Source organism: Gordonia hongkongensis, assembly GCF_023078355.1.
GTDB lineage: Bacteria > Actinomycetota > Actinomycetes > Mycobacteriales > Mycobacteriaceae > Gordonia > Gordonia hongkongensis.
Genome location: NZ_CP095552.1, coordinates 2,232,964 through 2,245,724, shown reverse-complemented (window position 1 = coordinate 2,245,724; position 12,761 = coordinate 2,232,964). Strand labels below are relative to the sequence as shown.

Annotated in this window: 12 protein-coding genes; 4 read left to right on the top strand and 8 right to left on the bottom strand. The window is 68.6% G+C overall.

Annotated features, from left to right (window positions below; translation table 11 throughout):
* Window positions 1-15 precede the first annotated feature (15 nt).
* The gene (rsmD, locus tag MVF96_RS10145) at window positions 16-567 is read right to left on the bottom strand and encodes a 16S rRNA (guanine(966)-N(2))-methyltransferase RsmD (RefSeq protein ID WP_065629001.1); all 552 of its coding nucleotides are present in this window, start codon (window positions 565-567) and stop codon (window positions 16-18) included.
* A 164-nt stretch (window positions 568-731) separates the two neighbouring features.
* Here rsmD and ectA point away from each other — a divergent pair, with 164 nt between their 5' ends.
* The 4 genes from ectA (at window position 732) to MVF96_RS10125 (ending at window position 4,115) form a co-directional block, all read left to right on the top strand.
* The gene (gene ectA, locus MVF96_RS10140; protein WP_247451935.1) at window positions 732-1,259 is read left to right on the top strand and encodes a diaminobutyrate acetyltransferase; all 528 of its coding nucleotides are present in this window, start codon (window positions 732-734) and stop codon (window positions 1,257-1,259) included.
* Between the two features lie 229 nt (window positions 1,260-1,488).
* Window positions 1,489-2,760, top strand: coding sequence for a diaminobutyrate--2-oxoglutarate transaminase (ectB, locus tag MVF96_RS10135; protein ID WP_247451934.1), 1,272 nt, complete (start codon window positions 1,489-1,491; stop codon window positions 2,758-2,760).
* Window positions 2,757-3,188, top strand: a complete 432-nt coding sequence (locus tag MVF96_RS10130) for an ectoine synthase (RefSeq protein ID WP_058250063.1) — start codon at window positions 2,757-2,759, stop codon at window positions 3,186-3,188. Before ectB ends, MVF96_RS10130 begins: the two co-directional genes overlap by 4 nt.
* Before the next feature lie 48 nt (window positions 3,189-3,236).
* Window positions 3,237-4,115, top strand: coding sequence for a Sir2 family NAD-dependent protein deacetylase (locus tag MVF96_RS10125; RefSeq protein WP_247451933.1), 879 nt, complete (start codon window positions 3,237-3,239; stop codon window positions 4,113-4,115).
* A gap of 7 nt (window positions 4,116-4,122) precedes the next feature.
* Here MVF96_RS10125 and proB read toward each other — a convergent pair whose 3' ends face one another.
* The 7 genes from proB to MVF96_RS10090 form a co-directional block, all read right to left on the bottom strand.
* Window positions 4,123-5,274: a glutamate 5-kinase gene (proB, locus tag MVF96_RS10120; RefSeq protein ID WP_247451932.1), complete on the bottom strand. Its 1,152-nt coding sequence runs from the start codon at window positions 5,272-5,274 to the stop codon at window positions 4,123-4,125.
* Entirely contained in the window at window positions 5,271-6,737 is a 1,467-nt protein-coding gene (gene obgE / locus MVF96_RS10115; protein WP_247451931.1) for a GTPase ObgE, read from the bottom strand. Before obgE ends, proB begins: the two co-directional genes overlap by 4 nt.
* 95 nt (window positions 6,738-6,832) lie before the next feature.
* Window positions 6,833-7,096, bottom strand: coding sequence for a 50S ribosomal protein L27 (gene rpmA, locus MVF96_RS10110; RefSeq protein ID WP_004019626.1), 264 nt, complete (start codon window positions 7,094-7,096; stop codon window positions 6,833-6,835).
* A 38-nt stretch (window positions 7,097-7,134) separates the two neighbouring features.
* A complete protein-coding gene (gene rplU / locus MVF96_RS10105; protein WP_004019625.1) occupies window positions 7,135-7,446 on the bottom strand; it encodes a 50S ribosomal protein L21 in 312 nt (103 codons plus the stop codon).
* 282 nt (window positions 7,447-7,728) lie between these two features.
* On the bottom strand, window positions 7,729-11,250 hold the full coding sequence (locus MVF96_RS10100; RefSeq protein ID WP_247451930.1) for a translation initiation factor IF-2 N-terminal domain-containing protein: 3,522 nt from the start codon (window positions 11,248-11,250) through the stop codon (window positions 7,729-7,731).
* A 428-nt stretch (window positions 11,251-11,678) separates the two neighbouring features.
* Window positions 11,679-12,095, bottom strand: coding sequence for a nucleoside-diphosphate kinase (gene ndk, locus MVF96_RS10095; RefSeq protein WP_058250057.1), 417 nt, complete (start codon window positions 12,093-12,095; stop codon window positions 11,679-11,681).
* A gap of 38 nt (window positions 12,096-12,133) precedes the next feature.
* Window positions 12,134-12,586 carry a hypothetical protein gene (locus MVF96_RS10090; RefSeq protein ID WP_159370621.1) on the bottom strand — a complete coding sequence of 151 codons (453 nt, stop codon included), beginning with the start codon at window positions 12,584-12,586 and terminating at the stop codon, window positions 12,134-12,136.
* Window positions 12,587-12,761: the final 175 nt, after the last annotated feature.

Genomic DNA, 12,761 nt, shown 5'->3' with positions numbered 1-12,761 from the left:
GCCCGAACTTACCGGTCAGACCAGGCGGGCGATCTCCACCCGGGTGTCGCCATAGGACTTGTCGACGACCACCTCGTACTCGGATGGCCAGATCTCGCCGGTGGACCGCGTCGAGCGTTCGACGACGATCAGCGCGTCGTCGTCCAGGTGCGACCGCAGCAGCTCCAGGTCCGCGGTGATCCGGTCGGCCCGGAGGTCGTACGGCGGATCGGAGAAGACGAGGCCGAACCGCCGTTCCGCGGCGCCGCCGAGGTAGGCCGACACCGTGCGCGTATGTACGGTGGCGTGCGGGCCCACCCCACAGGCCCGCACGTTGGCGGCGATCGTGACGGCGGCCCGGCGCCCGGAGTCGACGAACGTCGCCCCCGCGGCACCACGCGAGATCGCCTCGAGACCCAGCGCCCCCGAACCCGCGTACAAGTCGAGGACCCAGAGTCCGTCCAGATCGGATCGGGCGGCCAATATGTTGAACACCGATTCGCGAACCCGGTCGGAGGTGGGCCGGGTGCCCTCGCCCGGAACACGCAGTCGGCGCCCACCCAACCGGCCGGCGATGATCCTCGTCATGAGGCCATTCTGCAACCCCGGAAGCCAGCCGAACCAATCCGGAATCACGTCTTTGTGACCCGCTTCACATTGTGTGTCTGAACAGGGACAAGGTAGGCGTTCCGCGGACCAATTTCCGCAGGTACATGACTTCTACGACACGCATTGTTAACGTCGTTTGCGTTATGAGCCCTTCCCAAACAAGAACGGCCCCGACAACAACCCTCACCGTCGATTACCGGGTTCCCACGGTCGACGACGGTATCCGCCTCTGGGAAATCGCTTCGGACTCACAGGTTCTCGACGTCAACTCGAGCTACTCCTATGTGCTGTGGTGCCACGATTTCGCCACCACCTCGATCGTCGCCGAAGTCGATGGCCGCGCAGTCGGTTTCGTCACCGGATACCGGCGGCAGAGCGACCCCTCCACCCTGATGGTCTGGCAGGTCGCCGTCGACGACGAGGTGCGCGGACACGGCATCGCGGCGACCATGCTGCACGAGCTGTTCGACCGCGTCAACCGGCAGGGCATGGTCGCCATGCACACGACGATCAGCCCGGACAACGTCCCGTCCCAACGCCTGTTCGCCTCGGTGGCCAAGGCCCGCAGACTTCGTTTCGAACGTCGAGACCTGTTCGCGGCGAACACATTCCCCGACTCCCACGAGCCGGAAGATCTCTACATGCTCGAGCCGGAGATCCCCGAGCCCTGAGTCCGGCGCGACTCCGATCGTCGTCTTGGACCACCGGGCCGACGCCTCAGATGCGGCACGCGCGCGGCGTTTTTATTTTTCCGACCCCGTAATCGGTTGTCCCGCATGACATCCCGACCAAAGGCCGACCCCAGCCCGTGGGGCTCAGCCGAACCCGGCGATCGCGATGACGCGACCCCGAGCCGGGCACATGAACCCCACGTTGTCACACCAGAAGGAAGCACACGACATGCCACTTCGCGACACCCACATGGACGATTCAGTCTTCACCGCCCACGAATCCGAGGTGCGCAGCTACTGCCGTAACTGGCCGGCTGTGTTCACCACCGCCAAGGGCTCCTACATCACCGATCAGGACGGCCGCGAATACCTCGACTTCTTCGCGGGCGCCGGGTCCTTGAACTACGGCCACAACAACCCGGTCCTGAAGAAGGCCCTCCTGGAGTACATCGAGTCCGACGGCATCACCCACGGTCTCGACATGGCGACCGTCGCCAAGGGGAACTTCATCGAGAAGTTCACCAGCCACATCCTCGAGCCGCGCGGACTCGACTACAAGATCCAGTTCCCCGGCCCGACGGGTACCAATGCCGTCGAATCGGCACTCAAGCTGGCGCGCAAGGTGACCGGTCGCGAGTCGATCATCAGCTTCACCAACGCCTTCCACGGCATGACGCTCGGATCGCTGTCGGTGACCGGTAACTCGATGAAGCGTGCCGGCGCCGGTATCCCGCTCGTCCACGCGACGCCCATGCCCTTCGACAACTACTTCGGCGGCGTCATGGAGGACTTCGCCTGGTTCGAGCGTGTGCTCGACGACTCCGGCAGCGGCCTGAACCGCCCGGCCGCGGTCATCGTCGAGACCGTCCAGGGCGAGGGCGGCGTGAACGTCGCTCGTGCCGAGTGGCTGCGGGCCCTCTCCGACCTGTGCCAGCGTCGCGACATCCTGCTGATCGTCGACGATGTCCAGATGGGCTGTGGCCGCACCGGCGAGTTCTTCTCGTTCGAGGAAGCCGGCATCAAGCCCGACATCGTCACCCTGTCGAAGTCGATCAGCGGCTACGGGCTGCCGTTCGCGCTGACCCTGTTCAAGCCCGAGCTCGACGTGTGGACCCCCGGCGAGCACAACGGCACCTTCCGCGGGAACAACCCGGCCTTCGTGACCGCCGCCAAGGCGATCGAGACCTACTGGGCCGACGACGCACTGACCCGCGACATCCATGCCAAGGGCGAGCGGATCCACGAGGTCTTCACCGACCTGTGCAACCGCTACGACGGCATCTCCACCCGTGGGCGTGGCATGGTGCGCGGACTCGCGTTCGAGGACCATACCGCCGCGGGCAAGGTCTGCGCGCAGGCCTTCGGCGCGGGACTCCTGGCCGAGACGTCGGGCCCGTCCGACGAGGTGGTGAAGCTGCTCCCGCCGCTGACCATCTCGCGCGAGGACCTCGACCGCGGCCTGTCCATCCTGTCCGATGCAGTCAAGGAGGTGATCGGATGATCGTCCGAACCACTGAAGAAATCACCGGGACCGACCGCGACGTCGCCGACCCCAAGGGCAACTGGGTCTCCAAGCGCATCATCCTCGGCGGCGACAATGTGGGCTTCTCGTTCCACGAGACCACGATCAAGGCGGGCTCGGTCAACGAGTTCCACTACGCCAACCATGTCGAGGCCGTCTGGCTCGTCGAAGGCACCGGCACGCTCCTCGACCGGGAGACCGGCGAGACCTATCCGCTCGCGCCGGGCACGATGTACCTGCTGAACGGCCACGAGCGGCACACCGTCACCGCCGACACCGAGATGCGCATGCTGTGCGTGTTCAACCCGCCTGTCGTGGGCACCGAAGTCCACGACGAGAACGGCGTGTATCCGCTGGTGACCGTGCCGCAGCCGGCCGGCAAGCACGCGGAGACGCCCGTCACCTGACGGCTCTCGCAGACACCTCCAGTACGCACCCTGCCTATCCTGGGCAGGGTGCGTACTCGTCTCCAGCTCGGCTCCGCCCCGGCCGAACACACCCCCCTCGACGATGACGTCGCGGACCGGATCGCACTGGCCGCCGACATCCTCGCCGGACGCCGTTTCGCGGTTCTGACCGGCGCCGGCATCTCCACCGACTCCGGCATCCCCGACTACCGGAGTCCCGGCTCCCCGCCGCGGACGCCGATGACCCTCGAGATGTTCCTGTCGTCGGCGGACTTCCGACGCCACTACTGGGCGCGCAACCACCTCGGCTGGCGGCACATGGACGCCGCGATCCCCAACCGAGCCCACCTGGCGCTCACCGAACTCCAGCAGCGCGGGTGGATGTCGCGGGTGCTCACCCAGAACGTCGACATGCTGCACACCAAGGCCGGCACCCGCGGGGTCATCGAACTCCACGGATGCTACGGCCGTGTCCGCTGCCTGAACTGCGACTGGCGTATCTCCCGTCACCGGCTCGCCGAGCAGCTCGAGGAGATCAACACCGAGTTCGCGCGCCGGGTCAACGGCCGCGGTGCCATCGAGGTCGCCCCGGACGCCGACGCCACCCTGTCCGACACGTCCGACTTCGTGATGATCGACTGCCCGAACTGCGGCGGCATCCTGAAGCCCGACATCGTCTACTTCGGCGAGACGGTCACGAAAGACGTTGTGGACGAGTCCTATTCGGTGGTCGACGATGCCGACGCACTGATGGTCGTCGGGTCGTCGCTCACCGTCATGTCCGGTCTGCGATTCGCGCGGCGCGCGCACCGCGCCGGCAAGCCGCTGATCATCGTGAACCGCGGGGTCACCCGCGCCGACGAGATCGCGACCCTGAAGATCGATCACGAGGCCGGGTTCGTGCTCCCGGCGCTGGCGACGTTCTGACCTCTGGTCAGCGGCCCACGACCACCAGATCGTCAGCGTGCACCACCGGGCGCTGTAGTTCGGGCGGAAGATCGCCGGTGGAGCGGCCGACCATCGACGCGATGTCGTCGACGCCGTAGGCCGCGACTCCCCTGGCCCGCACCGTGTCGTACTGGTCGACGAGTTCGACGACGTCGCCCTCGTAGAACCTGCCGGTGACCCCGACGATCCCCGCGGCGAGCAGTGAACGCCGCTTGCGCGACACCGCGTCCACGGCGCCGTCGTCGAGCACGATCCGACCCCGCGCGTCGGCGGCGTGTCGCACCCAGAACCGACGCGCGGACAGCCGCTCGGTCCGGGCGGCGAACACCGTGCCCACCGAGGCGTCGGCCAGCGCCTGCGCCGCCGAGGAGGCGGCCGCCAGCAATACGGGCACGCCGGCATCGGCCGACAAGCGGGCCGCGGCCAGCTTGGAGGCCATGCCACCCGTACCCAGCGCGCCGCCGGAGCCGGCGATCACCCCGTCGAGGTCCTCGGGGCCGTTGACCTCGGGTATCAACCGGGCGCGACGGCCGTCGACGTCGACCCGGCGCGGATCACCGTCGTAGAGGCCGTCGATGTCGGAGAGCAGGATGAGCGCATCCGCGCCCGACAGATGGGCGACGAGCGCGGCCAGCCGGTCGTTGTCGCCGAAACGGATCTCGTTGGTGGCCACGGTGTCGTTCTCGTTCACCACCGCCACGGCGCCGAGTGAACGCAGACGGTCAAGTGTCCGTTGGGCATTCGCATGGTGACCGCGGTTGGAGATGTCGTCGGCGGTGAGCAGGACCTGCCCCACCGTGCGGCCGTAGCGCGCGAACGACGTACCCCAAGCATGCGCGAGGGCCAGCTGCCCGACGCTTGCCGCCGCCTGCTTGGTGGCGAGATCCGTGGGCCGCTTCTTGAGTCCGAGCGGGGCGATCCCGGCCCCGATGGCCCCCGAGGACACGACGATCACATCCGACCCGGCCCGCATCCGGGCCTCGAGGGCGTCGGCCAGTGCGTCGAGGCGGTTGCGGTCGAGTCCCTCGGTGAGGTCGGTGAGTGCCGACGAGCCGATCTTCACGACCACGCTGCGCGCGTGCGCGATCCGGTCGCGTACCGACCCCTCGTGAACGCGGTCGGCGGAACCGGTGCTCACGGGAGGTCCCGCTCCCCGCCGTCCTCGTCCGGCAGCCCGCGCCGCAGGCGACGCGCCTGTTTGCGTTCGGCGGCGCCGACGCGATCGGAACGATCGAGCCGGATGTCGGTGCCGCGCCCGGTGATCGGGACGTCGTCGCCCATCGGCGTGGACGGTTCCCAGTCGAAGGTGACCGCACCGATGGTGACGGGCGCACCCGGTTGTGCACCCCGCTTCACCAGTTCGTCTTCGACGCCGAGCCGGTTGAGCCGATCGGCGAGATAACCGACGGCCTCGTCGTTGTCGAACTGCGTCTGCGCGATCCACCGCTCCGGGCGGGAACCCCGGACGATGAAGCCGCCCTCGTTGTCCGGGTCGGTCTCGATCGTGAAGCCGGTGTCGTCGACGGCCTTGGGGCGGATGATCGCGCGCCGAGCGACCTTGGCGGGCTGGGCATCTCGGTATTCGCGCACCATCCGCGCCAGCGCGAAGGTGAGCTCGCGCAGACCTTCGTGGGCGACCGCCGAGATCCGGAACACGGGCCAACCACGTTCGGCCAGTTCGGGTTCGACGAGGTCGGCGAGCTCGGCGGCGTCGGGTACGTCCAGCTTGTTGAGGATCACCACGCGGGGGCGGGAGGCGAGGTCGCCGAGTCCGTGGTCGTCGTCGAGTGCCGGGACGTACGCGGCCAGCTCGGCGAGCGCATCGATGTCGGAGATCGGGTCGCGCCCGGGTTCCAGTGTCGCGCAGTCGACGACATGCGCGAGCACCGCGCAGCGCTCGAGGTGGCGGAGGAACTCGAGTCCGAGCCCGCGGCCGGTCGAGGCGCCCGGGATCAGACCGGGGACGTCGGCGATGGTGAACACGTCGCCCGCGGTCTGCACGACCCCGAGGTTCGGGACCAGCGTGGTGAACGGGTAGTCCGCGATCTTCGGCTTGGCGGCCGAGAGCACCGACACCAGCGACGACTTGCCGGCCGACGGGAAACCGACGAGCCCGACGTCGGCGACCGACTTGAGTTCCAGAACTAGCGAACGCTGCTGCCCCTCTTCGCCCAGCAGGGCGAAGCCGGGGGCCTTGCGCGCCTTCGACGCGAGCGCCGCGTTCCCCAGCCCGCCGCGGCCCCCCTGCGCGGCCTCGAAGACCGTCCCCTCGCCGACCAGATCGGCGAGGATCGTGCCGCGCTCGTCGAGGACGACCGTGCCGTCGGGAACCTTGAGGACGAGGTCGCCGCCGGTGGCGCCGTCGCGGTTGTCGCCGGCCCCGGGCTTGCCGTTGGAGGCCTTCGCGTGCGGGTGGAAGTGGAAGTCGAGGAGCGTGTGCACCTGGGGGTCGACGACGAGCCGCACGGACCCGCCGTTGCCGCCGTTTCCGCCGTCGGGTCCGCCGAGAGGCTTGAACTTCTCGCGATGGACCGACGCGCAGCCGTGGCCGCCGTTCCCCGCGGCGACGTGGATGGTCACGCGGTCGACGAACCGAGACATCGAAATCCTTCTTCCGTCAAAAAAGAACAGGGCGGGCGGGGTACGCGATGACCCTGCCCGCCCTGTGTAAGAGCTTGTCGTGCCGGTTGCTCAGGTCAGACCGAAGCGGTTTCCGGGACGATGTTGACCGTCTTGCGGCCACGCTTGGAGCCGAACTCCACCGCGCCCGCGGCGAGCGCGAACAGGGTGTCGTCGCCACCGCGACCGACGTTGACGCCGGGATGGAACTTGGTGCCGCGCTGGCGGACCAGGATCTCACCGGCGCTCACCTGCTGGCCGCCGAAGCGCTTCACGCCGAGTCGCTGGGCGTTGGAATCGCGACCGTTGCGCGAGCTGGACGCGCCCTTCTTGTGTGCCATGTGTCAGTCCTCCTGAGGTCTTCTCGAAGCGGGTCGAACTACTTGATGCCGGTGACCTTGAGGACCGTCAGCTTCTGACGGTGACCCTGGCGCTTGTGGTAGCCGGTCTTGTTCTTGAACTTGTGGATGCGGATCTTGGGGCCCTTGACGTGGTCGACGACCTCGCCGGTGACCGAGATCTTGGCCAGCTTGTCGGCATCGGTGGTCAGGTTCGACCCGTCGACGACCAACGCGACCGGCAGGCTCACCGTGCTGCCGATCTCTCCGTCGATCTTCTCGACCTTCACAGTGTCGCCTTCAGCGACCTTGTACTGCTTACCGCCGGTCTTGACGATCGCGTACGTTGCCATCGAGTATTCCTCTTACTCGTCTACTCGGACCCTGGGGGCGCGAGCGCTCCTGGGGCGTTTGTGTTGTGCGTGCCGGGGCGGGCCGCAGGGCACCCGGGCATGTGGCCGGGGAAGCTGCGGTTCGCACCAGAGGGCCTGCCGACGGACTACGCACCGTTGCTGTGCCGAAGCGGGCAGAACAGCGCAGACCCTCCGCGGGAGGCGACTTTCCAAGGTTACGGGAACGTCGGCGGTCGGGTCAAACTCGCCCGACCCGGGTCCGGCGCGGCCCGGTCACCCGGGTCAGTCGTCGGCCGGTGGCGGTCCCGCGGGACGGCCCGCGCTGCGCTTGCGCGGCCGGCGCCGTACCGCGACCGCCGCCTCCGAGTTAGCGGCGGAGACCGGACCCGAGGTCGTCACCGGCGTCTCCGCGGCGACATCCGCCGCGGTCATCACCACGGTGTCGGGCGGAGTGGTCGTCTGCGCCGGACGCCGGACGACCCGCCGACGACGCCGTGCGGCCGCCGGAGCCTGTCCGTCGGTGGCCGAGCCGACCGGCTCGGGCACCGTCTCGACCGCCGCAGGCTCGGACTCAGCCGATTCCGTCCCAGCCGAATCCGTTCCAGCCGAATCCGTCTCAGCCGGTTCCGTCGCCACCGGATACGGCAGGGTCTCGGTCGGCTCGGCAACAGCGGTGTCCACCCGGCTGTCGGCCGTCTGCTGCGGCGACGAACCCTCGACGACGGGTTTCGCCGCATCCTCGACCCGACTCGTGGTGTCACCGTCGGTGGTCGCGCCGGACTCCTGGTCGTGTTCGTCGTCGTGCGCGTGCGCCGCCATCGCCCGGAACATCGGGTGTTCGGCCGGCTTGTGAGCGGGCGCGACGGCCGGGGCGACTGCCTCCGGTTGCGCGTCGGCCTTCTTCTTGCCTCGACGGGACCGCTTCGAACCGGCACCGTCGCCACGCGAAGAGTCGTCGGTCTTCACCTCGACGGGATTCGCGTGCACGATGATGCCTCGACCGCTGCAGGCGGTGCAGGTGGTCGAGAACGCTTCCAGCAGACCGGTTCCCAGACGTTTACGTGTCATCTGGACGAGGCCCAGCGAGGTCACCTCGGACACCTGGTGACGGGTGCGATCACGAGCGAGCGCCTCGGTGAGCCTGCGGAGCACCAGATCCCGGTTCGACTCGAGGACCATGTCGATGAAGTCGACGATGATCATCCCGCCGATGTCGCGCAACCGCATCTGCCGCACGATCTCCTCGGCGGCTTCGAGGTTGTTGCGCGTCACCGTCTCCTCGAGGTTGCCACCCGAGCCGGTGAACTTGCCGGTGTTGACGTCGACGACGGTCATCGCCTCGGTGTGCTCGATGATCAGCGTGCCGCCGGAGGGCAGCCACACCTTGCGGTCGAGCGCCTTCGCGAGCTGCTCGTCGATGCGGTGCACGACGAACGAATCCGGCGCGTCGGCGTGCGGCTTGTCGAATTTCTCGACCCGCTCCATGAGATCCGAGGCCACCGAGCTGACGTAACCCTCGACCAGGTTCCAGGCCTTGTCACCTTCGACGACGAGCTTCTTGAAGTCCTCGTTGAACAGATCACGGACGACGCGAACCAGGAGGTCGGGCTCCTCGTACAGCGGCTTCGGGCTCGACGACCCACCCTTCTTGGCCTGGGCCACCGCCTCGTCGATGGACTTCCACTGCGACTCGAGGCGGGCGATGTCGGCACCGAGTTCCTCGGCGCTGACTCCCTCCGACGCGGTGCGGATGATGACCCCGGCCTCGTCGGGGACGAGCTTCGCCAGAATCTGCTTGAGACGTTTGCGCTCGACGTCGGGCAGCTTGCGGCTGATCCCGGTCGACGAACCGCCGGGCACGTACACCAGGTAGCGGCCGGCGAGGGAGATCTGCGTGGTCAGACGGGCGCCCTTGTGACCCACCGGGTCCTTGCTGACCTGGACGAGCACGTTGTCGCCGGGCTTGAGCGCCTGCTCGATCTTGCGCGAACCGCCGTCGAGTCCGGCAGCGTCCCAGTTGACCTCACCGGCGTAGAGCACGCCGTTGCGTCCGCGACCGATGTCGACGAATGCGGCTTCCATCCCCGGAAGGACGTTCTGGACGCGTCCGAGGTAGATGTTGCCGACCATCGACGACGACGTCGCGGTCGTCACGAAATGCTCGACGAGGACACCGTCCTCGAGGACCGCGACCTGCGTGTAGTCCTCGACCGCGGCGTGCTCGTGCCCGTCGTTACCGGAAATGCGGCTGTTCGCGCTGCGCTCTCGGACGACCATGACGCGGTCGACCGCCTCACGGCGTGCCAGGAACTCCGACTCGGTCAGGATCGGCGGACGACGCCGGCCGGCATCGCGCCCGTCGCGCCGGCGCTGACGCTTGGCTTCGAGTCGGGTCGACCCCGAGATGCCCTGCACCTCGTCGCGGGCGCGCTTGCTGCGCGGCTCGCGCTCGTGCACCACCGTGTTCGGCGGATCGTCGGGAGACGCCTCATCGGGTTCGCCGCCACCTTTGCGACGGCGACGGCGACGGCGGCGGCGAGTCGACGAGGAGTCACCGGAGTCGTCGTCATCGGATGCGTCTTCGGCGTCGGCGGAGTCGGCATCGTCACCGGACTCGTCGGCGCGGTCGCCCGTGGCGCCGGACGCCTCGGAGTCCTCCGCCTTGTCCGCACCCGAACGACGGCTGCGGCGGCGGGTGCGTTTGCCCGACGGACGGCCCTCCTCCGAGCGCGAGTCCTCGGCCGACTCGTCGGACGTGGTGTCCTCCGAGTCCGTGTCGGCATCGGTTGCCCCGTCACCGGTCGACTCGTCGGCATCGGACGCCTCGGCGTCGGACTCATCCGTGTCCGAATCAGAGTCGCCCCCCTGGTCTCCCCTACCGCGCCCGCGTCCACGACGTCCGCGTCGACGCCGGCGACTCCGGCCCGACCCGGAATCATCAGCGTTGGAATCATCGGCGTTGGAATCATCGGCGTCGTCGGCGCCGGATTCGTCCGGGGTCGAGACGTCGGCGTCCCGGTCGGCCGCAGTCGAATCATCGGCTCTCGACCTGTCCGAGCGGGCGGGCGCGTCCGCTGATGTCGAGGTCGCGGTCTCGGCAGCGACGGACTCGTCTGCCGGGGTGTCCGCCGACTCGTCCTTCGCGCCCGTCTCAGCGCGGGTCTTCGCACGACCCGAGCGGGCGGCGCGGGGCTTGTCGGCCGGGGCCTGAGGCTGCAGGAACAGCGGCTGCGCGCCGGTCGAGGCGTCGGTCTCCGCGGCCGGGGTCGCCACCGGTGCGTCGTACTGGGCGGCCGAGAACAACGTCGGGGCTGCGGTCGGTGCCGCGGGCGAGTCGTCGGCGGTGGTCTGTGCAGCATCCTCGGTCGATGCGACTTCGGCCGTCGGTGCGTCGTCGGCGGGCGCCGCTTCGGCGGACACCGCCTCGGTTGGTGCGGCTTCGACCGATGCCGCCTCGGCCTGTGCCGCGTCCGTCGGCGGGGTGTCGGCAGGGGCCTCGGCCGGCGTCGTGTCGGCAGCGGCGTCAGGCAGAGCCGCGTCGCCGGCCGGGGCGGCCTGCGGCGGCGTCTCGCCGGTCTCGTCGACGCCGGAGCGCACCCGTTCGGCCACGGCTTTCGCCAGGTCACGATCGACGCTGGATTGCGGGCTGCGGGTCTGCACGCCGAGATTCGCCAGGTGAGCCAGAACCTGTCGACTCGTGAGGCCCAGGAAGCGGGCCAGGGCGTGCACACGAAGTTTGCTGGGAAATTCTTCCGCCGATTCCGACGCTGCGTTCGCGTCAGCCGGCGACCCGTTGTCGGTCACTCAGTCTCCTCGAACCCCCGGGCGCGTCGGGCTGACGCGGCCACGCGAGGGTCTGCTCTGTGTCCCGGTCCTCATCGGACCGGTGTTGTGTGGTCTGCGCGTCGTCGCGGCGGTCCGTCTCACGGATCGTCCGACGACGCTCTTGCTGTGTCGATGACCGCGTCCCTGATCGCTTTCCACGCCACCGGGCACAGGCGGAACCTGAGTGTTCGCCCGCTGGCAGCAGGGCGAACTCGGTGGGGTCAGCTGCGGTTCCGTGGCGTCGCGGTGCGTCAGTGCCGCACCGCGACGCGCCGGTACCGGGGCGCGTCATCCGGTCGTCGTCGACAAAGTGTGTCGGCGATAACTGTGCAAGTATCCCACACCGCGGTCGGATGACCGCAAAGGATGAGCGTTTGACGTTGCGCGTCGAGCCGAGGCGCTCGCGTTCAGCCCTCGAGTCCGGGGAACCAGAGAGCGATCTCGCGCTGCGCCGATTCGGGCGAATCGGACCCGTGGACCAGGTTGTACTGGGTGTCGAGCGCGAAGTCGGCACGGATCGTTCCGGGCACGGCCTTCTCGACCGGGTCGGTACCGCCGGCGATCTGGCGAAACGCCGCCACCGCGCGGGGCCCCTCGAGAACGGCCGCGACCAGCGGACCGGACGTGATGAACTCGAGCAGCGAGGGGTGGAACGGCTTGCCCTCGTGCTCGGCGTAGTGCCCGCGAGCGACCTCGTCGCTCGCGGTCTTGAGTTCGAGAGCCACCAGGGTCAAGCCCTTGCGCTCGATACGGCTGATGATGTCGCCGACGAGGTTGCGTTCGACGCCGTCCGGCTTGATGAGTACGAGAGTGCGTTCAGTCACGACTGACACCCTATCGACCGGCTACGGTCACGTACCGGTCAGGAGCAGTACTCACCGGCGACCGGGAAGAAGCCGTAGTCGAAAAGGCTGCCGGTGCGCGAGCGCGGATCGACGACCACCTGCACACAGCCGCCGGGCGAGGCGAGCGCGCCGGCGAGCGCGAGATCGAACTGTTGCGCCAGACCGAGATTCGCGGGCCGGTACTGGGCGGGCACCGGGAGGCTGGCGATGGCCTCGGGCGCCTTCATGGTCGCGGCACGCTGGGTGATCTCGTGGGTGGCGACATAGCTGTACTCCCCCGGCCCGACTGGAACGGGTGCGTCCGCTGCGGGTATGAAGTTCACGATCCCGATCGGTGCCTGGTCCCGCTCCGGTTCGGCCGCCGCCGTGGCCGGGACGGTCAGTGCGAGCGCCGCGCCCGCGAGGACGACAACGGGGAGCACGGGGCGTCGGGTTCGGACGGAGGTGGTCCGGAAGAGCTGGAACTGCACGTATGTCCTCACATCGGGTGTCTCGAGAAGGGGTTCGACAAGCTGCGAGGATCGACTTGTCGGCCCCCGCGGCATGGGCCATTGTTACAGCAAGCCCACCTGGCCGCCCGGGTTCGGCGATAACGGTCCGGCCACAGGTCTTGCGGCCACCAAACCCCGCCCTGAGCAACGAAAA

Coding starts and splice junctions, on each gene's coding strand:
- MVF96_RS10130 (WP_058250063.1), top strand. CDS start 2,757: ATGATCGTCCGAACCACTGAAGAAATCACCGGGACCGACCGCGACGTC.
- rpmA (WP_004019626.1), bottom strand. CDS start 7,096: ATGGCACACAAGAAGGGCGCGTCCAGCTCGCGCAACGGTCGCGATTCC.
- rplU (WP_004019625.1), bottom strand. CDS start 7,446: ATGGCAACGTACGCGATCGTCAAGACCGGCGGTAAGCAGTACAAGGTC.
- ectA (WP_247451935.1), top strand. CDS start 732: ATGAGCCCTTCCCAAACAAGAACGGCCCCGACAACAACCCTCACCGTC.
- ectB (WP_247451934.1), top strand. CDS start 1,489: ATGCCACTTCGCGACACCCACATGGACGATTCAGTCTTCACCGCCCAC.
- rsmD (WP_065629001.1), bottom strand. CDS start 567: ATGACGAGGATCATCGCCGGCCGGTTGGGTGGGCGCCGACTGCGTGTT.
- obgE (WP_247451931.1), bottom strand. CDS start 6,737: ATGTCTCGGTTCGTCGACCGCGTGACCATCCACGTCGCCGCGGGGAAC.